The sequence below is a fragment of the Cellvibrio fontiphilus genome (genome assembly GCF_042646205.1).
GTDB lineage: Bacteria > Pseudomonadota > Gammaproteobacteria > Pseudomonadales > Cellvibrionaceae > Cellvibrio > Cellvibrio fontiphilus_A.
On sequence record NZ_JBHRTF010000003.1, the window covers coordinates 559,691 to 582,730 of the forward strand.

Annotated in this window: 20 protein-coding genes; 14 read left to right on the forward strand and 6 right to left on the reverse strand. The window is 47.3% G+C overall.

Going from position 1 to position 23,040, the window contains the following annotated elements; genetic code table 11:
• Window positions 1–19: 19 nt before the first annotated feature.
• Entirely contained in the window at window positions 20–2,638 is a 2,619-nt protein-coding gene (acnB, locus tag ACFODX_RS08070) for a bifunctional aconitate hydratase 2/2-methylisocitrate dehydratase (RefSeq protein WP_378117862.1), read from the reverse strand.
• Window positions 2,639–2,998: 360 nt separating this feature from the next.
• Here acnB and ACFODX_RS08075 point away from each other — a divergent pair, with 360 nt between their 5' ends.
• The 4 genes from ACFODX_RS08075 to ACFODX_RS08090 all read left to right on the forward strand — a co-directional run bounded on the left by ACFODX_RS08075 (window position 2,999) and on the right by ACFODX_RS08090 (window position 7,809).
• Entirely contained in the window at window positions 2,999–4,027 is a 1,029-nt protein-coding gene (locus ACFODX_RS08075; protein ID WP_378117864.1) for an SMP-30/gluconolactonase/LRE family protein, read from the forward strand.
• Between the two features lie 61 nt (window positions 4,028–4,088).
• Entirely contained in the window at window positions 4,089–4,571 is a 483-nt protein-coding gene (locus ACFODX_RS08080) for a DUF1289 domain-containing protein (RefSeq protein ID WP_378117866.1), read from the forward strand.
• Between the two features lie 10 nt (window positions 4,572–4,581).
• Window positions 4,582–5,190, forward strand: coding sequence for a tRNA-(ms[2]io[6]A)-hydroxylase (gene miaE / locus ACFODX_RS08085; RefSeq protein ID WP_378117868.1), 609 nt, complete (start codon window positions 4,582–4,584; stop codon window positions 5,188–5,190).
• A 108-nt stretch (window positions 5,191–5,298) separates the two neighbouring features.
• Window positions 5,299–7,809: a glycoside hydrolase family 9 protein gene (locus tag ACFODX_RS08090; RefSeq protein WP_378117870.1), complete on the forward strand. Its 2,511-nt coding sequence runs from the start codon at window positions 5,299–5,301 to the stop codon at window positions 7,807–7,809.
• Between the two features lie 76 nt (window positions 7,810–7,885).
• On the opposite strand, the gene ACFODX_RS08095 is transcribed toward ACFODX_RS08090, so the two are convergent.
• Both ACFODX_RS08095 and gloB read right to left on the reverse strand, forming a co-directional pair.
• Window positions 7,886–9,427: a lytic transglycosylase gene (locus tag ACFODX_RS08095; RefSeq protein ID WP_378117872.1), complete on the reverse strand. Its 1,542-nt coding sequence runs from the start codon at window positions 9,425–9,427 to the stop codon at window positions 7,886–7,888.
• Window positions 9,428–9,760: 333 nt separating this feature from the next.
• Window positions 9,761–10,630 (reverse strand): hydroxyacylglutathione hydrolase, encoded by an 870-nt coding sequence (gene gloB, locus ACFODX_RS08100; RefSeq protein WP_378117873.1) that lies wholly within the window; start codon window positions 10,628–10,630, stop codon window positions 9,761–9,763.
• Between the two features lie 26 nt (window positions 10,631–10,656).
• Here gloB and ACFODX_RS08105 point away from each other — a divergent pair, with 26 nt between their 5' ends.
• The 8 genes from ACFODX_RS08105 to ACFODX_RS08140 all read left to right on the forward strand — a co-directional run bounded on the left by ACFODX_RS08105 (window position 10,657) and on the right by ACFODX_RS08140 (window position 18,265).
• Window positions 10,657–11,553, forward strand: a complete 897-nt coding sequence (locus ACFODX_RS08105) for a class I SAM-dependent methyltransferase (protein WP_378117875.1) — start codon at window positions 10,657–10,659, stop codon at window positions 11,551–11,553.
• A 56-nt stretch (window positions 11,554–11,609) separates the two neighbouring features.
• The gene (gene dnaQ / locus ACFODX_RS08110; protein WP_378117877.1) at window positions 11,610–12,323 is read left to right on the forward strand and encodes a DNA polymerase III subunit epsilon; all 714 of its coding nucleotides are present in this window, start codon (window positions 11,610–11,612) and stop codon (window positions 12,321–12,323) included.
• 243 nt (window positions 12,324–12,566) lie between these two features.
• The gene (locus ACFODX_RS08115) at window positions 12,567–14,273 is read left to right on the forward strand and encodes a pilus assembly protein (RefSeq protein WP_378117879.1); all 1,707 of its coding nucleotides are present in this window, start codon (window positions 12,567–12,569) and stop codon (window positions 14,271–14,273) included.
• Window positions 14,274–14,275: 2 nt separating this feature from the next.
• Window positions 14,276–15,157: an NAD(+) diphosphatase gene (gene nudC / locus ACFODX_RS08120; protein WP_378117881.1), complete on the forward strand. Its 882-nt coding sequence runs from the start codon at window positions 14,276–14,278 to the stop codon at window positions 15,155–15,157.
• A 30-nt stretch (window positions 15,158–15,187) separates the two neighbouring features.
• Window positions 15,188–15,838: a cation/multidrug efflux pump gene (locus ACFODX_RS08125; protein WP_378117885.1), complete on the forward strand. Its 651-nt coding sequence runs from the start codon at window positions 15,188–15,190 to the stop codon at window positions 15,836–15,838.
• A gap of 62 nt (window positions 15,839–15,900) precedes the next feature.
• On the forward strand, window positions 15,901–16,980 hold the full coding sequence (gene sohB, locus ACFODX_RS08130; RefSeq protein ID WP_378117887.1) for a protease SohB: 1,080 nt from the start codon (window positions 15,901–15,903) through the stop codon (window positions 16,978–16,980).
• A gap of 69 nt (window positions 16,981–17,049) precedes the next feature.
• Window positions 17,050–17,688, forward strand: a complete 639-nt coding sequence (msrA, locus tag ACFODX_RS08135) for a peptide-methionine (S)-S-oxide reductase MsrA (RefSeq protein ID WP_378117889.1) — start codon at window positions 17,050–17,052, stop codon at window positions 17,686–17,688.
• A 166-nt stretch (window positions 17,689–17,854) separates the two neighbouring features.
• Complete coding sequence (locus tag ACFODX_RS08140) at window positions 17,855–18,265, forward strand: hypothetical protein (protein WP_378117891.1); 411 nt, start codon at window positions 17,855–17,857, stop codon at window positions 18,263–18,265.
• A 111-nt stretch (window positions 18,266–18,376) separates the two neighbouring features.
• Here ACFODX_RS08140 and ACFODX_RS08145 read toward each other — a convergent pair whose 3' ends face one another.
• Window positions 18,377–19,099, reverse strand: a complete 723-nt coding sequence (locus ACFODX_RS08145) for a phosphoadenylyl-sulfate reductase (protein WP_378117893.1) — start codon at window positions 19,097–19,099, stop codon at window positions 18,377–18,379.
• Window positions 19,100–19,269: 170 nt separating this feature from the next.
• Here ACFODX_RS08145 and thrH point away from each other — a divergent pair, with 170 nt between their 5' ends.
• A complete protein-coding gene (gene thrH / locus ACFODX_RS08150; RefSeq protein ID WP_324260073.1) occupies window positions 19,270–19,887 on the forward strand; it encodes a bifunctional phosphoserine phosphatase/homoserine phosphotransferase ThrH in 618 nt (205 codons plus the stop codon).
• Between the two features lie 109 nt (window positions 19,888–19,996).
• Here thrH and ACFODX_RS08155 read toward each other — a convergent pair whose 3' ends face one another.
• Both ACFODX_RS08155 and pabB read right to left on the reverse strand, forming a co-directional pair.
• Window positions 19,997–20,749 carry a dienelactone hydrolase family protein gene (locus tag ACFODX_RS08155; protein WP_378117895.1) on the reverse strand — a complete coding sequence of 251 codons (753 nt, stop codon included), beginning with the start codon at window positions 20,747–20,749 and terminating at the stop codon, window positions 19,997–19,999.
• A gap of 71 nt (window positions 20,750–20,820) precedes the next feature.
• Window positions 20,821–22,254 carry an aminodeoxychorismate synthase component I gene (pabB, locus tag ACFODX_RS08160; RefSeq protein WP_378117897.1) on the reverse strand — a complete coding sequence of 478 codons (1,434 nt, stop codon included), beginning with the start codon at window positions 22,252–22,254 and terminating at the stop codon, window positions 20,821–20,823.
• 153 nt (window positions 22,255–22,407) lie between these two features.
• On the opposite strand from pabB, the gene ACFODX_RS08165 reads away from it, so the two are divergent.
• A complete protein-coding gene (locus tag ACFODX_RS08165; protein WP_378117899.1) occupies window positions 22,408–23,037 on the forward strand; it encodes a DUF4230 domain-containing protein in 630 nt (209 codons plus the stop codon).
• Window positions 23,038–23,040 lie beyond the last annotated feature (3 nt).

Genomic DNA, 23,040 nt, shown 5'->3' on the forward strand with positions numbered 1-23,040 from the left:
TGCGTTAACGCTTTTTGGCTTACACAGAGACAGTCTGGATTTCCACCGCTGCAATACGCTTGCCTTCATTGGCCGCGTTTTGGTAGCTCTCAATTTCATTGAAGTTGAGGTAGCGGTAAATATCAGCCGACATGCTGTCGATCTTCTGCGCGTAGTTCAGGTATTCCTCTGGTGTTGGCAGTTTACCCAATACCGCAGCGATTGCAGCCAGTTCGGCAGACGCCAGGTACACATCCGCACCTTCACCCAAACGGTTGGGGAAGTTTCGGGTAGAGGTGGATACTACAGTCGAGTTCTTCGCAACGCGCGCTTGGTTACCCATACACAATGAGCAGCCTGGCATTTCTGTGCGGGCACCTTTTACACCGTAAATGCTGTAGTAACCTTCTTCCATCAGTTGATGCGCATCCATTTTGGTGGGTGGCGCAATCCACAAACGAGTGGTCAATGCATCTTTGGTGGCTGCCAACAACTTACCTGCAGCGCGGAAGTGACCTATGTTGGTCATACAGGAGCCGATGAATACTTCATCAATCTTCGCTCCTTGTACTTCAGACAACACTTTCACATCGTCCGGGTCATTCGGGCAGGCGAGGATAGGTTCTTTGATGTCAGCCAAGTCGATGTCAATGATTGCCGCATATTCTGCGTCGGCATCCGCTTCCATCAGCACTGGGTTTGCCAGCCACTCTTCCATCTTGCGTGCGCGACGCTCAATGGTGCGTACATCGCCGTAACCCTGTTCGATCATCCAGCGCAGCATGGTGATGTTGGATTTCAGGTACTCGATGATTGGCTCTTTATCCAGCTTGATAGTACAACCAGCAGCAGAGCGCTCGGCAGAAGCATCAGAGATTTCAAACGCTTGTTCTACTTTCAGGTTAGGCAAGCCTTCTACTTCAAGGATGCGGCCAGAGAAGATGTTCTTCTTGCCCTTCTTCTCTACAGTCAACAAGCCTTGCTTGATCGCGTACAAAGGAATGGCGTTAACCAGATCGCGCAAGGTGATGCCTGGTTGCAATTCGCCTTTAAAGCGAACCAAAACTGATTCAGGCATATCCAGTGGCATAACACCTGTTGCTGCCGCAAACGCAACCAAACCAGAACCGGCAGGGAAGGAGATGCCAATCGGGAAACGGGTGTGCGAATCGCCGCCGGTACCTACGGTGTCAGGCAGCAACATACGGTTCAACCATGAGTGAATGATGCCGTCGCCCGGACGCAGGGAAACACCGCCGCGCGTCATGATGAAGTCGGGCAGGGTGTGTTGGGTTTCGATATCAACAGGCTTTGGATAAGCAGCGGTGTGGCAGAAAGACTGCATGGTCAAGTCGGCAGAGAACCCCAAACACGCCAAATCTTTCAGCTCATCGCGGGTCATTGGGCCGGTGGTGTCCTGTGAACCTACGGTAGTCATCTTTGGCTCGCAGTAGGTGCCGGGGCGAATACCTTGTACGCCGCAGGCCTTGCCTACCATTTTTTGCGCGAGGGTATAGCCTTTGCCAGTATCAGCAGGTGCTTGTGGCAAACGGAACAAAGTGCTTGGTGGTAAGCCCAGCGATTCACGTGCTTTGCTGGTCAAACCGCGACCGATAATCAATGGGATACGGCCGCCTGCTTGAACCTCATCCAGTAACACGTCTGATTTCAATTCAAATTCAGAAATCACGGCGCCAGTAGTAGCATTGAGGATTTTGCCTTCGTATGGGCGAATTTCAATCACATCGCCCATGTTCAGTTGATCAACGGGAGCTTCAAATACTAAAGCACCGGCGTCTTCCATGGTGTTGTAGAAAATGGGGGCTACTTTGCCGCCAATGCATACACCACCGGTACGCTTGTTGGGTACGCCCGGAATATCGTCACCGATAAACCAAAGTACAGAGTTGGTAGCAGACTTACGTGAAGAACCGGTACCAACAACATCACCTACAAATGCCAGAGGATAACCTTTGGTTTTCAGTGCTTCGATTTGTTGGATTGGACCTACAGAGCCCGGTTGATCTGGAGTAATACCATCACGAGCCATTTTGAACATGGCCAATGCGTGCAGAGGGATGTCGGGTCGTGACCAGGCATCAGGTGCTGGTGACAAGTCATCGGTATTGGTTTCGCCGGTGACTTTGAAAACAGTAAGTTTGGTGCTTTCAGCAACTTTTGGCTTGCTGGTGAACCACTCGGCATCTGCCCAGGATTGCATCAGTGCCTTAGCGTGTGGGTTGCCGGCTTTTACTTTCTCTTCCACATCGTGGAAGGCATCGAACATTAGCAAGGTGTGCTTGAGTTGTTCGGCAGCCAGTGGTGCCAGAGTGGCATCATCGAGCAGGTTTACCAACGGTTCGATGTTGTAACCGCCGAGCATCATGCCGAGCAGTTTAATTGCGAGAGGCTTATCGATCAGGGGAGAGGAGGCTTCGTCTTTGAGAATTGCGCTCAGGAACGCGGCTTTTACATAGGCGGCTTCATCAACGCCGGGCGGAACGCGGTTGGTGATCAAATCCAGCAATACTTCAGCTTCACCAGCGGGGGGATTCTTCAGTAACTCTACCAATCCGGCAACTTGTTCGGCGTTTAAGGGTTTTGGTGGGATACCTTCTGCGGCGCGTTCTGCGACCTGTTTACGATAGGCTTCAAGCACGGTTTTATCCTCATTAATGTAGGGGTTACTCCCTCGGCAGGATCTCTGCGTCGGAAGACTATCCATGGCCTTCATGGATGTCTAAGTAAGCTCAAACTGAGCAAACTTAATTTCACTGCATCTTCTCTGGTGCAGTGCTGATTTACCAAAAGCACGTTAAATCGGGCGCAGAGTATACCCTAAGCAATTCCTGCTGTTAATGTTCACAGGGCGCTGTTGGCCGGCTTTTGGGTCGGTATTTGAACCTGATTATGATAAGGTGAGCGCCGGTCTTACCCAGCGGTTGGACCTCGGCAATTTATCTGCAGCTATCGCAATCAGCGACAATAAATAATGATTACAAATAACAAGGGGATCAGTATGACAACCTTATCCAAACCACTCCTGAAACTCGGACTGTTAACCGCCGTCTCGCTCGGGCTGATCGCCTGCGAACAACAATCCAACCAAGTCAGCACCGCCAGTTCTGTGCCGGTTTCTTCGGCAGGGGATAGCGCTATTTCATCCCTTGCTGCCAATGCGGCCTGTGAAGGTGTTGCACCCGAAGGTGATTTAATTCCTGAGCGCATAGTGGCGGCTAATAGCACTCGAACTGAGCCCGGACTTTATGAAGGTCCAGTCTGGATAAACGATTCCCTCTATTTTTCCGATTTTGTGTTCAGCGAGGGTTTTCCTTCCCGTATTCAAAAATTGGATGCCTCCGGGCAGATGGCAACGGTTCTGGCGGATTCGGGGAGTAATGGTCTGGCAGTCGATAACGATGGATTGTTGGTTGCGGGTACCCACAAATACAAAAGTGTGTCGCGCTACAATGTGGCGACTGGAGAGCGAACGTCAGTGGCCCAAACCTTTGCCGGCAACGTATTTAATTCGCCTAATGACATTGCCATCACCGCAGATGGAGTGATTTATTTCACTGATCCAGCCTTCCAGCGCGATGCTGCGCCCGGCGGCCAGGAAAAAACCGGTGTTTATCGCGTAGCTACAGACGGCACGGTTACCTTGGTTGACGACACTATCAGCAATCCTAATGGTGTGACTCTCTCGCCTGACGAATCTGTACTTTACGTAAACGGTGGTGGTGAACAAGGTGTACTGCGTGCCTACGAAATTGTGGATGGTGTTCCGCAAGCGGGTAAGGATCTGGTGACAGGTATCCATATTCCCGATGGCATGGCGGTGGATTGTTTAGGCAATATCTACTTAACAGAGCATTTGTCACGTCAACTGCGTGTGTTTACACCACAAGGCGAACAAATAGCGCAAGCAAAAGTGGATGCCAACTTAACCAATGTCGCTTTTGGTGGTGCAGAAGGTACAACCCTGTTTTTAACGGGTGCCGGTTCGCTGTGGAAAATTGAACTTGGTATTACTGGTTCTGCCTATTAATTCGATTTATTTTTTACGTCAGGTGAAAGCCAAGGCTTCACCTGATTTTTTGTGATGTTTTATGCTCGTATTAAAGCCCGTTAAAACACCCTGCGTAGGAATTTGCTCCACCGGCATTGGCGACAGCGTTTGCCGCGGTTGCAAACGTTTCGGTCATGAAGTGATTCATTGGAATGCCTACACACACGAGCAGCGCTTGTTAATTGCCCAGCGGTTGGAAAATTTCCTCGCGCAAATCGTCCAGAATATGATTCATATCAATGATGAAAAACTGCTGCTTGCGCAAATTAAACATCAGCAAATCCAATTCAAGGCTGAACAGAATCCCTACTGTTGGGTATTTGACTTGTTGCGCGCCGGAGCAAGTCAAATTCAGGATTTAAGCCACTATGGCTTGCACTTGCATCCACAGTGGATAGGCACACCCTTGACGGTCATTCGTGACAATATTGACAAGGATTTTTACGCGCTTTCCTGCGCACATTACGAACGCTACATCTCACCCTGTTTCATCACTGCTGAAACTCTTGAACAACACGAATAGTTTTTTATTTATGAATGCTCTTGTCAAAATCCAACAATTCCTGCATTGCGAAACTCCTGATGCATGGGTGCAAAACGCGCTCGATAATCAAGCTTTGCTATTGCTTGATCACGCCAATTGCGAGAAAAAAGCGGCATCAACGGCTATTAACCTCATGTTTCGCTACGTGGGCGATTTTGACATGATGAACAAAATGTCGCGCCTGGCCCGTGAAGAGTTGCGCCACTATGAGCAAGTGATGGCGATTATGGAGGCGAGGGGAGTTGCTTACGAGCAAATAACACCCGGTCGCTACGCCGGCGAACTGCGCAAACTGGTGCGCACGTCAGAACCCGGCCGCTACATCGATACCCTCATCGTCGGCGCTATCATCGAAGCCCGCTCCTGCGAACGCTTCGCCAAACTCGCGCCTCATCTTGATGAAGAGTTACAAAAATTTTATTTATCTCTTCTCAAATCCGAATCCCGCCACTACGAAGATTACTTAACCCTCGCCAAACGCGCAGCACAAGGCGCTGATATTTCTGCACGTGTGCAAGAGTTTCTTGCGCTGGAAAAGACGTTGATTGAAGGTATCGACGAAGAGTTCAGGTTTCATTCGGCAGCCATTAATTCATAAGTTTTAAATCATCGTTATTAAATGTAAAACTTGTATGCCAGATTGTTATGTGCAAATAGACTATAAGTCGGTGTGATTGGCACCAACATAATAAATCTGGAGATACACATGGCATATCAGCTCGGTCAATGGCGGGGTTTGCTCGCTGTTTTTTCTATTTCTCTTCCTATTTTTCTTGCGTTGCCGGTTCAGGCAAAAAAAATTGACCTCGCATTAAACGACAAAGACTATTTTGAAAAGCCCGGTTTGAATGTGCTGGTGTTTAGCAATTGGTATGACGGGCTATTTAGCGATTCCAAAACCAGTGCTGTTGAACTAATCCATCACGGCGAGCGCACTGTCACTAATGGCGATGTGCGTTTGAATGCAACCCCGGAACAGTGGGATTTAACGCCTCTGTTCAAGGAGCGAAAAGTTAATCGTGATGAACAATCGATTGAAGCGTTTTTGCACTATCCCGATGAGCAGTTTGATTTTTCGATTAAAGTCATTAAAAACGCAGCTGGTGTCTTGTTAACAGTTAACTTGCCAAAACCATTGCCAAAATCCCTGGAGGGAAAAGCAGGTTTTAATTTAGAGTTTTTGCCAGCTGCTTATTTTCATAAATCATTTTTGATGGACGATAAAGCCGGTGGCTTTCCTGTTTATCCAACAGGCTTAAAAGAAATTAATGGTAAAGCTGATCCGGTTGCGCTCGCGCAAGGGCAGCATTTGGTGTTTGCACCGGAAGATGAGGAGCGCCGTGTGAGTATCCAGTCAGCGGGTGCGACGCTCGAACTGTATGACGGTCGTGGCAAAGCACAAAATGGCTGGTTTGTCGTGCGCAGTAAAATTCCTGCCAATAAAACCGGTGCGGTAATCGAGTGGCAAATTGAGGCGGCGACGGTAAAAAACTGGATTCGCAAACCAATGATTGCCCATTCTCAAGTTGGCTATCATCCGGCACAGAAAAAAGTCGCGGTGATTGAATTGGATGCGCGCGACAAAAAAGTCCACAAAGCGAGCTTGGTCAAGATCAATGCCGATGGCACTCGCAAAACGGTGCTGACTGAAAAGCCGACATCCTGGGGAAAATATTTGCGTTATGAATATCGCCAATTTGATTTTAGTAAAATTCAAACGCCGGGTTTATATGCCATAACCTATGGCGACCAGCAAACCCACAGTTTCCGCATCGATAAAACGGTTTACCAGGCTGCATGGCACCCCACGCTGGATATGTATTTGCCAGTGCAAATGGATCACGTGACGGTGAATGAATCTTATCGTATATGGCATGGTGCATCGCATTTGGATGATGCACTGCAAGCACCAGTAAACCACGAACATTTTGATTTGTATGCGCAAGGGCCAACCACAGATACAAAATTTAAACCCGGTGAACATATTCCCGGCTTGAATATTGGCGGTTGGTACGATGCCGGTGATTACGATATCCGCACACAAACACAATACGATGTTGTCAATACGCTCGTCACAGCCTGGGAAACGTTTGGCCCCAAAAACAATAAGTTTGGTTTATTACGCGACACTACCAGTGTGGATTACGCCAGAAAATTTGTGGATTTACACACTGCTGATGGTAAACCCGATGTGTTACAGCAGATTGAACACGGCACGCTCGCGTTGATCGCGCAACACCGTGCAATCGGCCATGCGATTCCAGGAATTGTAGAGGCGCATATCGATCAATATCATCACTTGGGTGACGGCATCACCAAAACAGATAATTTAATTTACGACCCTAAAATGGGAGAGCTGGAAACCGATGGTTTTAAAAGCGGAAAATTTGATGATCGCTGGGCGTTTACCAGTAAATCCTCTGCATTAAACTATGGTTCCGCGGCCGCACTTGCAGCTGCAAGTCGCGCACTGACCGGGTTCAATGACGAGCTTGCCAAAGAGTGTTTGGCAACAGCCAAAAAAGTCTGGGCAGATGAGGCTGCCAAGGCTAAACCCGACATGTTCCGGCACGGTAATACCACCGGCGGAAAGCTTGAACACGAACAGCTTAAAGCGGCTACTGAATTATTAATAAGTACGGGCGATACCCGATACGCGAAAGCGGTGGAAAAATTGTTGGGCGAGGTAGAGTTTGGATTTAATGCCTCTTGGTTTGTTCGCGCGATTCCCTATATGAATACTGATTTTAAGGCAGCTTTAAATACCAAGGCATTGGCTTACAGTGCGCAGCTTAAAGACCTAGAGGCGAAAAATCCGTTTGGTGTACCTATCACCGAAGGTGGTTGGGCTGGCAGTGGTGCAGTAATTCGTCATGCGCTGAATAACTATTTTATTCACAAAACATTTCCTGATGCAGTTGGTCGTGAATCGGTATTACAAGGGTTAAATTTTTTGTATGGCACACACCCCGCCCATAATCTCTCGCTGGTATCTAATGTAGGTACACGCAGTAAAGAGGTGGCTTATGGAATGAATCGCGCTGACTTCTCATTTATTTCTGGTGGGATTGTGCCAGGTATTCTTATCCTAAAGCCCGACTACCCGGAGAACCATGAAGACTGGCCTTTCTTTTGGGGGCAAAACGAATATGTTGTTAACCTTGCTGCCAGTTATATCTTTCTTGTTAATGCTGCAGAAGACTTGTTAAAAGAATAGTGGCGGGGCGTTATACAGTAAAAAGCCGCAGTGATGAGCTGCGGCTTTTTTATTGGGCTTGTATTAATTTTTATAATTAATTTTTGGCGGATAAGAAAATAGTTAGCTCTTGGCCTGGGTGAATGTAGCTTTCATTTTTTACTTTGTTCCAGCTCAGAATGTCTTGTTTTGAGACTGCAAACTTATTCGCGATTTTATTTAATGTATCGCCACTTTTTATTTGATAGGTAATTTTATTGCCATCTTTCTGTGTAATGGCTCTATCAGCAATCAATAGTTTTTGGCCGGGTTTGAGCTTGGCATTTGCACTTAAATCATTCCACTTCAGCAGATTTTTGACACTGGTATTGTGGTTCTTTGCGATAGTCCAAAAACTGTCTCCAGACTTCACCGTGTAATGAACACTATTACTTCTTTGATTTCGCTGCGCAATTTCCTGCTCTGCCTGAATGGCGTATGGTGAGTTGACTGGTGCTTGACCGGGAATGCTGAGGCTTTGACCCACCCTTAGGTTGGTGGATTTAAGATTATTTGCTGCTTGGATTGCAGCAACACTTGTGCCGTAGCGTTTGGCTAATGCACCTAATGTATCGCCGGATTTTACTTTGTAATCACCGGCGATTTGCATAGGCTTAATTTGTGGCAGTTTATCGAGCGTTAGCGTGAACTGTGCGGCGTCCGCCACGGGTACTAATAGCTGATGTGGGCCAGATGGGTTGGTAATCCAGCGGTTATAACCCGCATTCAGGTTGCGCAGTTCCTTGGGATCTATTTCAGCCATGCGTGCTGCCTGTGCTAAATCAACAGGTGTACTCACATTGACGGTGGTGAAATAAGGGCTGTTTGGAATTGCTGCCAGCTCCAGCTCATATTTGGCTGGATTTGCAATTACCTTGGAGAGCGCTACAAGCTGGGGAATGTAGGAACGTGTTTGTTGCGACAAAGGCAATGACCAAAAATCCACCCCTTTACCTTGCTTGCGATTTTTTTCTATCGCCCGGCGAACCGTACCTTCGCCCGCATTATAGGCGGCGATAACCAGAAACCAGTCACCATCAAACATAGTATTGAGGCGCTTGAGATAGCGTACTGCTGCATCTGTAGAAGCGAGAATGTCCCTTCTACCGTCGTACCAGTGATTTTGCGCCAATCCGAAGTTACGTGCGGTTTGTGGCATGAACTGCCAAACACCCAGAGCCCGGCTGGGAGACGATGCAAATGGGTCGTAAGCGCTTTCCACAATCGGTAAAAGTGCTAGCTCTAAAGGCAAGTCATTTGCTTTAAGTTGATTGGTGACGTGGTAGAGGTAAGGGCGGCTTTGTTCGGTAACGCGATCAAGGTATCGTTGGTTATTGCTGAGCCAGCGTAAGTTGTTGCGAACAAGGTCGTCGCTCACCGGCGGAAAGGCATAACCTTTTACAATTTCATCCCACAGATTGCTTGTTTGTTGGTTGGCGGCAGCTTTGTTATCCGAAGACTTTTTGGTGCTCTTTTTTATGCTTTCTATTTTGGCTTGCGGTGCTTCCTGATTTTTGTCCGGCAGGCTACTACAACCGGTAATCAAGAGGGCTAGAAACAGACCTGAAGAGAGTTTCGCAAAAGAATTTTGGTGATTCATAGGGTCACTTTCGACTCTGGGCTTTTGGTTTGGTGGAAGTTGAAACAAAAACTCGTATCAAATTCCGTGTTACAAAAGCTGGTTTATTCGCACAATAACTTTTAATTATTAGGCTGTGTATCCTAATAATTTTGAAAATTACTGCTGTTTAGTGATTGCCTTCACCTTCCTTGGGTCTGTGGATCACGGATTCTAGGTGCTGCCCGATGTGTGGTCAACGCTCAATCTGGAATAAGCGGCGCCAAGTCACAGTCAGTCACTGGCTGGGTTGATTGGTTTCTGAGCATCATTTGGCAGCCTGCGGTCTAGTGTTCTGGCCTGCCCAGCTATCTTTTAGCTTGCCCAGTTATCTTTTAGCGCGCGCAGTAAGGCAAAGACTTGTGCTGGTGAGTAATTATTAACTCCTTCAGGGCAAACAAAGTTTTTGACGCCATCAAGATGACAGCGCAAAAACGGATTTGTTCGTTTTTCCATCAAAATATTAGAAGGCAAGGTTATCCTGGCTTCTTCTCGCAACACCCTGGTTTGCTTCAGGCGCTCATGAATTGCGGTGTTATCCGGCTCGACTGCCACAGCAAACTCCAGATTGGCGAGGGTGTACTCATGGGTGCAGTAGATAAGAGTGTTATCGGGTAGCGCCGCAAGTTTGCAGAGTGAGTTCCACATCAGATCGGCGGGGCCGTCAAACATACGGCCACAGCCTCCAGCAAAAAGTGCATCGCCACAAAAAACTAGGGGAGCGGCTCTTGGGGTGCATTGAGCGGAGGCCGGTAGAAAAAAGGCTATGTGTTCGTTGGTGTGGCCGGGCACTGCCATTATGTGAAATGCCAAATCATCCAGTCGTAAAACATCACCCTCTATGAGGGGATGGGTGACTTGGGGGATGGCTGCTGAATCGGGGCCATAGACCGGAATTGGCCAGTGGTGAGTTATCTCTTTAATCCCCTCAATGTGATCCCGGTGCCTGTGTGTCACTAGTATGGCTTTAGGTAGTAACTGGTGCTTGGTGAGGAAGCTGATTACCGGGACTACTTCGCCCGGATCCACCAGATATACATCCGGTTGGCTCGGATCAGGCCTAATTACCCACACATAATTGTTTTCAAATATAGGTATGGCGCTAATTTGGGGGGCGCACATTCTGACTATCCTCCGCGTGATGCAGCGTAATTTTACGCCTTGGTCGATTATTTTGGCAGTCAATCCTTAATTCTCGGTTGTGGTAGATTATGGATTCCACACGAGGGCGTTTGATGGACCCGAAATTAAAAAAAACACCACATCGACTGCTGGTTCGCTTGTCGCTGTTATGGAAAAAGCGTTTCGGTGTTGTGCCGATGCGCGATTCTATTGTGGATATGAGTGACTGGTTCGAGTCGCCTTTAGGTGAAGCGCTGCTTGGTGAGGAGCGCGAAGCCTTGGATGAAGCGCTGCAGTGTGTTTTTGGCTATCACTTATTGCAACTGGGTGTAAGTGGGAGGCTGGAGTTATCGAAAGAATGCCGGATTTCCCACCGCTTCTTGCTGCATCCCAAGATTGAAACGGGGTATCCACCTGGTGTCTGCGCCGATTTTAATCACCTGCCATTTGCCACCGAATCAATTGATGCGGTAATCCTGCATCATGCGTTGGACTACAGCCAAAGTCCTCACCACTTACTACGCGAGGCTGCGCGTGTCGTAATCCCCAGGGGGCATCTATTGGTGGTGGGTTTCAACCCCTGGAGTATGTGGGGGTTGTGCGCCAGCATAATCCGCTTTTTTAGCGCCAAGCCGCGTTGGCGCTTTCAATATTTACGCAAGGGTCGCCTGCTGGACTGGCTTGCCTTGGTGGATATGGAGGCAGTGGCGGTCTATCAGGGTTTCTACCGGCCGCCGATGCCACAAACGGGGGCTATTAAATATTTGCAATGGCTTGAGCTCTGGGGTAAAAGACTGCGTTTACCTTGGGGTGGCTTCTATCTAATTGTTGCGCGTAAAGATCATTTTTCGGTAACCCCCATCAAACCTGCATGGAAACAATACCGTCCTTTGCGCGGTTTGGCAGTTACCCGCATATTGGGGCCCGCGGCCCGCAATCGACACATTATTGGGTTGCTGCCCAACAACGCTGAGCATTACAAATGACTTGGTGCTACCCAACCCAATCAAGCTAACACTGAAAAGAACCAGGTTAATACTCGATGCGTCAAATTGTACTGGATACTGAAACAACCGGTCTGGAAACCTCACAAGGGCACCGAATTATTGAAATAGGTTGCGTTGAACTATTTAACCGGCGCCTAACCGGACGTCACTATCATCAATACATTAACCCCGAGCGCGAAGTGGATGCAGGCGCTCAAGCCGTGCACGGCATTAGCAATGCGATGCTGGCCGATAAGCCGGTATTTGCACGAATTGCTGATGATTTCCTCAGCTTTATAGGCGATGCCGAGCTGGTAATTCACAACGCAGCGTTTGATATCGGTTTTATTGATTACGAATTAAACCTGTTGCGACCGGGTTTTGGTTCTATTAAAGCTCGCTGTCATGTTGTTGATACCTTGCTGATGGCTCGGGCAAAACACCCAGGGCAGAAAAATAATCTTGATGCCCTCTGTAAGCGTTACGGAGTGGATAATTCCCAGCGTGAGTTGCACGGAGCTTTGTTGGACGCCGAGATTCTGGCGGATGTTTATTTGCTAATGACTGGTGGTCAGACAGCATTATCGCTGGGTGGAAATCAATCAAAAGAGCAGGGCGGTGAAGACCACAACCAGATTCGCCGTTTGCCCGCAGCTCGCACGCCCCTGCCGGTAATTAGCGCAACGATAGACGAACTGGAGTTGCACCAACAAAAATTAGCCGCAATCGCTAAAGCCAGCGGTGATAATTGTGTGTGGTTGCGTGGTTGATTTGGCCTTTATCTACTCGTTGTTTGGCTGCTTGAGTTAAATATTTGCCAACAGGGTTATGTTTTAACATCTACAAGTGAGAAATATTCATCAATCCCGGAGCTGGTTAGCGCATATTTAACAGCTTCCGGTGAAATACCGCCAAACATGGTATAGAGTCAATTCACCCGAATATCGATGAACGGTCATAAATTGTTCTGGTAAATTGTGGCCATACAATAGATTAAAACCCAGGAAGTTATCGTGAGCACAACAGAAACATTAAATCTTGCTTCACTGAAAATGGTTCATGACGAGTTGGTTGCAACCATTGAGCAATCGGCAATTCGCTTGGAGCAATTTGCGCAGGATCGAAATAATGGCGAGTTACTGCAAAATTGTATCGAGGGTATTAAGCAAATCCGAGGAATTCTCAGCCTTATACAGTTGCGCGGCTTGGATTTGCTTGCCGATGAGTTGGTCACTCATATTACTGATATAACTTTGGGTGATGACCCCAGTACCGATACTAAATTAGAACTTTTAACAGCCAGCTTTTTTGTATTGCCACGTTATCTTGAATACTGCTCCCAAACTGCCCGCAGTATGCCGATGCTGCTAATCCCGCATATCAATGAGCTGCGCTTGGCGCGCAAGGCTAGCCTCTTACCGGAAAGTTATTTTTTCTCACTCGCGAACATCAAGTGTCACCGGCATCATAGTGTTTCCAGTCCAGAGCTGTCTGAAGATCTGAGTGTTTTGGTGCGTCGGCTGCGGCATATGTATCAAGCGGCTTTATTAAATGTCCTTAAATCTGTTCAGGTAATGCCTTCACTGGGTATGATGATTCGAGCATTACAACGTTTGGAGTCGGTTTCAGCAGGCAAGCCTCTGGGCAATTTCTGGTGGTTGTGTGGAACCACGTTGGCTGCAATTGGCGAGAAAAAAATGCAGCTCACAAAAAGCCGCAAAATGCTTTTCAGCGCAATTGAACGTGAAATAAAACGTTTTCAATTTGAAGGTAAAGCTGTTCTTGATCGCGAAGTAGATCAGGCGTTACAAAAAGAGTTGTTATATCTGCTCGCTTTAGCTCACTCGGAGCAACCGCAATCCGTTGCAGTTCTTGCCGCGTTCAGTGTGGGGCCAATTGGTTATACCGAAGCCGAATTGGTTCGTGAAATGGAGTTTTTGAGTGGCCCGAGTGCCAATACCATCAGCTCCATGGTTACTGTACTCACAGATGAATTGCACAGTACCAAGAATATTCTTGAGCGTGCAGCCCAGGGCGGTGCAGAGCTGTTAAATGATTCTCCGGAATTATTGGAAACCTTGAAAAAAATTGCCGATATTTTATCGATTGTTGGCTTGGTGGCACCCAGTGCAAGTTTGAAACAAGAAATTGAAAAAATCGCGCAATGGCAAGCAAATCGCAGTGCGGTAACTCCTGATGAGTTATTGCAGGTTGCTGACACTATGCTGTATGTAGAGAGCACTATTGCCGGTTTGCATAATGCCAATTTGTCCGATGATAAATTAGCCCAAATCAATTCATTGTCGCGCGATGCAGCGATGACTAACAATCAAATCGCTGAAGCCGAAAAGATTGTCATAGATGAAGCGGAATTGGGACTGGCTACGGTGAAGCGCGCATTAAGCGCATTTGCTGAGTCCAATTATGACAAGGGACATATTCGTAATATTCCAGGCATTCTAGACTCGGTTCGCGGTGGTATGTTTGTGCTGGGGCTTGCGCGTGCAGCCAATGTGCTCGCAGGATGCATGCGTTTTGTGGAGGATGATTTGCTGGCTGCTGAACAACAACCTGCAATTCAACACTTGCTCGAAACCTTCGCCGATGCTGTTATCAGTCTGGAATACTATCTTGACGCATTGAAATTGAATAAAAATGCCGATACTGCGGTTTTGCAGATTGCTGAAGAAAGCCTGCAAGCACTGGGTTACAACCTCTAATTATGTCTAGTGAGTTCAACCTTACATCTTTTGAGTTTCATGCTAACCATGTAGCGCCGGTTGCCAATCGTAACCGGCGCTTTATTCTTGTGGCCGCAACGCGTGATTTGCGTTGTGACTTGCTGCTGTGCCAGTCAGGTAGGTTGCTTATCGCCAATGCGCTTGAAGCTGCTTTACCAAACACTTCAATTCTTAGCGAACATTATCTTGGGCTGCTTGCTGGCGAGGATCTGTGGGTGAGAGTGTTAGAACCTGCTGCTTTGCCTGAGGGTTATGAGTGGCTGGGGCTGCGATCACAATTGGAAATTTTGACCCCCGAGTTTTTCCAGTTGGCTGGTCGTGCACTGCAAATTGCCCAATGGTTTTATGATCATCAGTATTGCGGCCGTTGCGGTCGCCCAACCCAGCAGGATGAGTCTGATCGGGCAACTTGCTGTACTTTTTGCGAGCTTCGTTTTTACCCACGAATATCTCCTTGCATGATCGTATTGGTAACCAACGGGGATTATCTTTTGCTGGCGCATCACCGTCGCGCCAATCGTGTTGTTTTCAGCACTTTAGCGGGGTTTGTGGAGGCAGGGGAGAGTGTGGAGGAATGTGTGCGCCGTGAAGTAAAGGAAGAGGTGGGGCTGACAGTTGGCGCTCTGCGTTATTTCCAAAGCCAACCATGGCCATTTCCAGCACAGTTAATGCTCGGTTTTTTTGCAGAGTACGAGGCCGGAGAGATAACTCCAGACCCACAAGAAATTATAGATGCCAAATGGTTCCGTTATGATCAGTTGCCCAGCATACCTGCAAAAGCTAGTGTGGCTGGGCAGTTAATTGCCCATTATGTTCAAGAACGCGAGAGGCAATTGCTGACTTCTTCAGCATTAACTCCTTAATAATAATCAGCCAGTGACAGGTAGCTTTTTATGATTTTTACTCTACTTGCATTTTTTATCGCGTTAGTTGCGGTATTTATTTTTTACAAAGCAGGAAAAATGCTTTGGCAAAATACTTGGTTTGTTGGATTTTGTCGTGGGCTATTTGGGCTCGGATTGATTTCTCTTGCCGCGCTTATTGGCATGACGGCATTCGATTTATACAGTTACAAACAGGTTCTACAAGAGCAGCCGGTCGCGACTATCAGTTTTGATAAGGTCGAGGAGCAGCATTATTTTGCTGTGCTCTCGGATAAAACCGGCAAAGAACAGCGGGTTGAATTGCGTGGTGATCAGTGGCAACTTGATGCGCGTATTGTCAAATGGAAAGGTTATTTAGCAGGTTTTGGATTAAAACCTGCCTACCGATTGGAGCGTTTGAGCGGTCGTTATTACGACATAGAACAGGAAACTACGGCCAAACGCACGGCCCACAGTGTTCATCCTGATATGTATGGTATTGATGTGTGGGAAATCATTAACACTAATCCCCGTTGGTTACCGGTTGTTGATGCGGTGTATGGCTCTGCCACTTATTTGCCCATGAAAGACGGTGCCTTATTTGAAATTAGTTTATCTAATACCGGTTTAGTTGCTCGCCCCGTGAACCAAGTGGCTCGTGATGCTGTAAGTGTTTTTTGATTGCTCGCCAAGTGGTTTAGTGGGTATGAAATTATTTTTATTTGATGTGTGGAGTTAGTCCTTTGGAATTTTTAGCAGAATACGGGTTATTTTTGGCCAAGGTAGTTACTTTTGTTGTTGCTATTTTGGTTGTTGTGATTGTTGCTGTATCCCTGGGTGGACGTAATAAAAAGTCCGAAAAAGGTCACATCGAAGTTACCAAATTAAATGAAAAATTTGATCAACTGAGGGATACCTTGCGTGACGCCATGATGGATGATGAGGCGTACAAAGAATTTGAGAAGGCTGAGAAAAAGCGCCTTAAAGACGAAAAGGCTGAAAAGAAAAAAGCGGCTAAAGCAGCAGAGAAAACCAAAGCTGATTCAGAGCCCCAGCCTGCTCCGGAAAAAAAGCGCATCTTTGTACTGGACTTTTATGGTGATATTAAGGCTTCTGCGGTGGACTCACTGCGCGAGGAAATCAGCACGGTTTTGACTTTGGCTAAACCTACCGATGAGGTGGTCGTTAAAGTTGAAAGTGGTGGCGGTATGGTGCACAGCTATGGTTTGGCATCCAGTCAACTTACGCGTATTACCAATAAAAATATTCCGCTGACTATCTGTGTGGACAAAGTTGCAGCCAGCGGTGGCTACATGATGGCTTGTGTTGCCAATAAAATTGTCGCTGCGCCTTTTGCTATTCTCGGGTCGATTGGTGTGGTGGCCCAGCTGCCTAATTTCCACAAACTGTTGAAGAAAAACGACATAGATTACGAAATGTTCACTGCTGGTGAATATAAACGCACAGTCACTATGTTTGGTGAAAACACCGAAAAAGGTCGCGCGAAGTTTGTTGAAGAATTGGAAGACACACATGTCTTGTTTAAAGAATTTGTAAGTGAGCATCGCCCGCAGGTGGATGTAGTTAAAGTAGCAACAGGTGAAGTTTGGTTTGGGCGTCGCGCTAAAGATGTCAATCTGATCGATGAAATTCAAACCAGCGACGAATACTTATTCGCCCAAGCAGAAAATGCCGACATTTTTGAGGTGGAGTTTACCTACAAAAAATCCTTACCCGAAAAATTAGGTTTTGCCGCGCAAGCAGCGGTAGACAGGTTATTAATGACCTGGTGGGAGCGGCTGAATATGAGCCGCTGGTTTTGATCATAATTGATTAGCAACGGTGCCCGAGGGCACCGTTTTTATTTGAAGAATCGATGGGAGTTCTGAGCTATGTTTTCACTCACCAAAATGCAAATGCCAACACCAGATCAGGCACTCGCCGGGCGCCCCGAGCCATTGCAGGTTGCCAACAATCATGCGGTTAATGGAACCTGTATTAAACCTCCTTTTCCAGCTGGTTATGAGCAGATCCTGTTTGGTCTTGGTTGTTTCTGGGGCGCTGAGCGCAAGTTTTGGCAGCAACCGGGTGTATATACAACAGCGGTAGGTTATACCGCTGGTTATACTCCCAATCCTACCTATGAAGAAGTGTGCAGTGGTTTAACCGGCCACAATGAGGTGGTTTTAGTTGTGTTTAACCCTGCAGTAACCTCGCTAGATAAATTGTTGGCTGTGTTTTGGGAGTCTCACAATCCGACCCAGGGCATGCGTCAGGGGAATGATCGCGGTACACAATATCGTTCGGGTATTTATTACTTCAATGATTCACAAAAGGAATTGGCTGAGCAAACCCGAGTGGCTTATCAGGCAGCGCTGAATCAAAAAAATATTGGCGCTATTACGACAGAAATATTACCTGCTACTGAGTTTTATTATGCGGAAACTTACCATCAACAATATTTGCATAAAAACCCTGGCGGTTATTGTGGTTTAGGCGGTACAGGCGTTTGTTATGCAGACGACTTTTAGATTTCCTAAAAGCGTTAATTGATAATAATTGTTTCTGCGCCAATATTTTTTCTTGAGGCCTTAATTAATAGACATACATAAACAGGAATTTTATGCTCAGTAGAACTGCTCGTTGTTCGCAGGGCAGGTTAAGTCAGCTAATTTTTATCTTAAAAAGGAGTTAGTTATGGCAGTTACTAGAATCAAGTTTGTCACTATTGTTGGTGCGCGTGGCGGTAGTGTTGCTAATGTAGATCTGGAATTAACTGTGATGGGGAGTAGTTGGGAGTCTATTAATGGACAGTTCCCGGGAGCAGTTAAAGAAACAATTATTGATTTGCCCGATTCTGTTTCAATAAATAATTTCAATGTTGATCTTTTTGATATTCACGTAGGTTCGATGAGCTCAGATACATCCTGGCTATTACTTGAATCTATTTATATCGTCGATGTTAGCCTTGGCAGCCCCAATCAGATATTACTGGGCATACCCAACTGGCCCAAGAACCTCTGGTTCTGTAAGCAGCAACAATCGATTAGCGGTGGTTATGTGGTGACGGGTTGTAATTTGGGTGTTATTGCCAAAATGGCTAATTAAAATCTGGGGTTGATGTTTATTTTTCCTCAGGTGTGATTAAACAAAACGCCCGGCTTTTTTGGCCGGGCGTTTTGTTTTTAGGTATTGTTAAAAAATTTGATTAGCAACTGGTTAATTAACATTGCCGGCATGTAAACCACATTCTTTTTTTGTGGCTTCTTCCCACCACCAGCGGCCTTCGCGCTCATGTTGACCTGGGGCAACCGGGCGGGTGCAAGGCTCGCAACCGATGGAGATAAAACCGCGTTCGTGCAGTTCGTTGTAGGGCACTTCGCACATGCGAATATAGTCCCAGACTTCTTTGGATGACCAATTGGCCAGCGGATTAAACTTGGTTAGTGTGTCGCCCGGGCGTGCAAATAGTTTGTCGTCTTGAATGACGGGGATTTCGGCGCGAGTTGGGCTTTGGTCTTTACGTTGGCCGGTGATCCAGGCATCTACTGTCAGTAGTTTTTTTCGCAGCGGCTCAATTTTCCGGATGCCACAGCACTCTTTATGATCGTCTTCGTAAAAGCTGAACAAGCCTTTTTCCTGCACCAGTTTACGCACGGCTTCGCCGTCCGGTGATACAACATCAATCTTAATGCCGTAATGTTTGCGCACCTTTTCAATAAAGCGATAGGTTTCCGGGTGCAGGCGACCGGTATCCAAACAGAATACCTGTATATCAGGGCGATAGTTGCGCGCCATTTCAATCAGCGCCACGTCCTCGGCACCACTAAAAGAAATCGCGATGTTTTCGAATTGGCTCAGGGCGTATTTGATGATTTTTTGCGGGCTTTCCTGTTGAAGCTTGGCTTCAAGATCAACAAGGTTAATCTGGTTGTCGGTCATATTGGCTACTCACGGTCGTTCTTTTATGAAGGTGGCTAGGATACCAGAGCAACCACCGGCAGCCCAATTGCTGCGCGGCAGCAGGTTTGCTTTAGCAGGTCAAAAAGGGTAGATTGCCCGTCACTTATCGATGCTTAACCGCTTAATTATTAACCGTTTTGGAGGTTACTGTGGAAATTGCATGCCTGGATTTGGAAGGCGTATTGGTTCCGGAAATTTGGATTGAATTTGCGAAAGTAACTGGTATTGAAGAGCTGAAAGCCACTACTCGCGATATTCCCGATTACGACGTATTGATGAAACAGCGCATTCGCATTCTGGAACAGCACAATCTGGGTTTAAAAGAAATTCAGGATGTTATCGCAACCCTCAAGCCACTCGATGGCGCCGTGGAATTTGTGGATTGGCTGCGCGAGCGCTTTCAGGTGATTATCCTCTCCGATACTTTTTATGAGTTCTCACAACCGCTTATGCGCCAATTGGGTTTCCCAACCCTGTTGTGCCATCGTTTGAACATCGATGAGCGCGGTATGGTGGCGGGTTATACCCTGCGTCAGCGCGATCCAAAACGTCAGTCGGTATTGGCACTCAAGACTCTTTATTACCGTGTTATCGCAGCAGGTGATTCTTACAACGACACCACTATGCTGGGCGAAGCGGATCAGGGGATTTTGTTCCATGCCCCGCAAAATGTGATTGAGCAGTTTCCGCAATTCCCGGCGGTTCACACCTATGAAGATTTGAAGAAAGAATTTATCAAAGCGAGTAATCGCGAGCTGACGCTCTGATAGGTTGTTCAAAGCCGGAATTCAAAACGGCGTTTGAAAAAAGGGAGCACCTGAACAGGGTGCTCCCTTTTTTTCAACCTTATTTACGCATTCAGGTGCTTGGGTTCGCTCAGTAAAGCACGCGGCGGAACAAACCGATGGCCATTTGGTAACCGAGTAACTGCAACTCGGCATCGTAACGATCACCTTCATCGCGCATAAACGCATGTACGCCGTTAAATTCATGCCAGGTAAAATTCACGCCTTTTTCCACCAGGTTTTGATAGACCTTGGCGCGACCTTCCGCAGGAATATGTGGGTCTTGTTTGCCCCAAATCATTTGTAATTCGCCTTTTATATCACCGGTGCGGGTCAGGCTTTCGTTGCCGGGGTTGGATGGCGTTAAACCCGAATGAATATCTGTGGCATAAAAACAACTGGTGGCTGCAATGGCCGGGTGAAGTGCTGCGCGATAGGCCAAACCGCCGCCCAAACAAAAACCCATTGCGCCGATTTTGCCTGAGTAGTAATCCAGCGTTTGCACATAATCAATCATCGCCTGGGTATCGGTATCATGCGCCTCCAGCGTTTTGGCGACTTTATCCGCATTGCCCTTATCGCGGCCCGCATCGTCGTAGCCCAACACAGTGCCTATGGGATTAAGCTCATGGAAAACCTCGGGTACTATCACAATAAAACCATGGCCAGCCATGATTTGTGCGCTGCGGCGAATAGGGGCGGTTTGCTGGAATATTTCCGAATAAAGAATAATGGCTGGAAATTTTTTTCCGGCAGTTTCGTTGGTTGCTTTAGGGCGATAGACATAGCAGCGCATTAAACCCGTAGGTGTGTTCAGGTCTATTTGGTGATCCTGGATAAGCATTATTTTCTCCTCTATTGATGGGTAGATGTTTTTTTAATTGGCACTGAGTTTTCGGAATTCGGGCTACAAGTTTAAGAGCCAAACACTTTTTCAAGCGTATCCATCAGCACTTTAACTTTAGCGATTGACTCGCGATATTCCTGTTCGCTTTCCGAGTCGGCCACAATGCCGCCGCCGCCCCAACAATGTATTTTATTGCCGTCGCACACCAGAGTGCGGATGGCAATGCTGGTGTCCATTTGCCCGTCAGCGCTGATATAACCCAGGCTGCCGCAATAAACTGAGCGGCGAGTTGGCTCCAGTTCTTCGATTATTTCCATAGCGCGAATTTTAGGCGCGCCGGTGATGCTGCCGCCGGGAAAGGCATCACGCAGTAACGCTATGGCAGACGCGTTAGGGCGCAGCTCGCCGGTGACGGTACTTACCAGATGGTGCACGTTGGCAAAGGTTTGCAGCTCACAGAGTTCAGGCACCTGCACTGCATCACAGTGTTTGCTCAGGTCGTTGCGCAGTAAATCCACAATCATCACATTCTCGGCGCGATTCTTTTGACTCTGTTGCAGCCAATAAGCGTTGGCTGCATCTTCTTCGGGGGTGTTGCCCCGTTTAATGGTGCCTTTAATGGGCTTGGTCTCTACCGTCTTACCCTTGACCCGAATGAATCGCTCCGGTGACAAACTCAATATGGCACCAGCCTCCAGTTGCATAAAGCCGGAAAAAGGCGAGGGCAAAGCCTTGCGCAATGCGAGGTAGGCGATAAAGGGGTCACCACTAAATTCTGCCGTGAATCGCTGGGCAAAATTGACTTGATAACAATCGCCTGCACGAATGTAATCCTGAATTTTGGCCAGGGCGTGATGGTATTGATCGACATTAAGATTGCTTTCAAACTTATTGATTTTGAATGATTTTTGATCTGACTTAATGTCGTTTATAGAATCGTGAAACCACGCGCCAGCTGAGGCAGAAAGGCATAACTGCTCAATTTCCAAAAAGTTATAAGGCGATCCGGATTCGTTGGCCAGTGCTTCATTGATAACCAGATAGGCCGTTTGTTGCTGATGATCCTGGATGACTGCCCAAGGATAAATACCAATCGCCATGCTTGGCAGGGAAATATCATCCAGAGCAAGGCTGGGTAATTGCTCCAGGCGGCGGCCAAGGTCATAGCCAAAATAGCCCAGTGCACCGCCTACAAAAGGCATCCGCGGTTGTACAGTCTGCAATTGCAGGGGCAGGTGTTGTTTGAGCAGCTCAAAGGGATCTTGGTTTGAAGTTACTTCACGGCCATCCATGTGGCGAATCAGGGTGGTGTCACCACGTGTTTGCAGCAGACATTGCGGCGCTGCCGCAACTAGATCAAAACGGCCATAGCTGCTGCCGGGGTGGCCGGAATCTAACCAAATAGCGCCCGGTAGATGGCGCAAAATAGCGAACCAAAACGCTGGGTCTTGCTGATAAACCAGCGGGACTATACGGGGATTTGTAAGGCTAAAATCGGGCATGGAATCTCGTCGGGCGGTGCCGTTGCAGGGCTTGCATTCTACCTTATCCCTCGGCGGCTGGGTTACATGGACTTTGATGCCAAGCCCGTTTAAGCTGCCTCGGATTTAATTGCGTTTTATCGCGTAAGTACTCGTCAATTAAGGATTAACTTCATGGATATCCTCGTTTTCATTCTTGCTGCCGGTATCGGCGGCATGGCCGCCTGGCAGGCATTCAAATGGCGTTATGCCAAAAAAATATCGGCGCCAAAACAGGATTTGGCGCAGGAGTCTATGGTGTTGCTGGAACGCATCGAAAAGGTATTTAAAGTTGTGCTCGCCGAGGGTTATTTCACCGAGATATACGACCATAAATCCAAAAAGGATTTTTTTGGTTTGTTTAAAACCAATAGCAAAGCGCTGGTGGTTGCCAAAGCAAAAGTCGCCGTGGGTTATGACTTTGGCAAAATGCGTTTTCGTCGCGATCACGCCAGCCGCACCTTGGTAGTAGAGCATTTTGCCGACCCCGAGATCATCGCTATAGATACGGATTACACCTTTTATGACATCAATCAGGGGCTGCTCAATAAATTCGATAATGAGGATTACACCGAAATTTTGGCCGAAGCTAAAAAGTTGATGCAAGAAAAAGCGCAAGCGAGTGAACTGCCGGATATTGCGCAAAAACAAATTGAATTAATGATGCAGCAGCTCTGCGCTTCGGTGGGCTGGCAACTGGAGCATGAAAAGGTATTGGAGCCGATAAAAACCTTACAAGTACAGATAGATGACAATAAACAATAAGGA

Bases quoted from the DNA above. Each gene is read 5' to 3' on its own strand.
- ACFODX_RS08075 (WP_378117864.1), top strand. From the start codon at position 2,999: ATGACAACCTTATCCAAACCACTCCTGAAACTCGGACTGTTAACCGCC.
- ACFODX_RS08080 (WP_378117866.1), top strand. From the start codon at position 4,089: ATGCTCGTATTAAAGCCCGTTAAAACACCCTGCGTAGGAATTTGCTCC.
- miaE (WP_378117868.1), top strand. From the start codon at position 4,582: ATGAATGCTCTTGTCAAAATCCAACAATTCCTGCATTGCGAAACTCCT.
- ACFODX_RS08090 (WP_378117870.1), top strand. From the start codon at position 5,299: ATGGCATATCAGCTCGGTCAATGGCGGGGTTTGCTCGCTGTTTTTTCT.
- ACFODX_RS08095 (WP_378117872.1), bottom strand. From the start codon at position 9,427: ATGAATCACCAAAATTCTTTTGCGAAACTCTCTTCAGGTCTGTTTCTA.
- ACFODX_RS08105 (WP_378117875.1), top strand. From the start codon at position 10,657: ATGGATTCCACACGAGGGCGTTTGATGGACCCGAAATTAAAAAAAACA.
- dnaQ (WP_378117877.1), top strand. From the start codon at position 11,610: ATGCGTCAAATTGTACTGGATACTGAAACAACCGGTCTGGAAACCTCA.
- nudC (WP_378117881.1), top strand. From the start codon at position 14,276: ATGTCTAGTGAGTTCAACCTTACATCTTTTGAGTTTCATGCTAACCAT.
- ACFODX_RS08125 (WP_378117885.1), top strand. From the start codon at position 15,188: ATGATTTTTACTCTACTTGCATTTTTTATCGCGTTAGTTGCGGTATTT.
- msrA (WP_378117889.1), top strand. From the start codon at position 17,050: ATGTTTTCACTCACCAAAATGCAAATGCCAACACCAGATCAGGCACTC.
- ACFODX_RS08140 (WP_378117891.1), top strand. From the start codon at position 17,855: ATGGCAGTTACTAGAATCAAGTTTGTCACTATTGTTGGTGCGCGTGGC.
- ACFODX_RS08145 (WP_378117893.1), bottom strand. From the start codon at position 19,099: ATGACCGACAACCAGATTAACCTTGTTGATCTTGAAGCCAAGCTTCAA.
- ACFODX_RS08155 (WP_378117895.1), bottom strand. From the start codon at position 20,749: ATGCTTATCCAGGATCACCAAATAGACCTGAACACACCTACGGGTTTA.
- pabB (WP_378117897.1), bottom strand. From the start codon at position 22,254: ATGCCCGATTTTAGCCTTACAAATCCCCGTATAGTCCCGCTGGTTTAT.
- ACFODX_RS08165 (WP_378117899.1), top strand. From the start codon at position 22,408: ATGGATATCCTCGTTTTCATTCTTGCTGCCGGTATCGGCGGCATGGCC.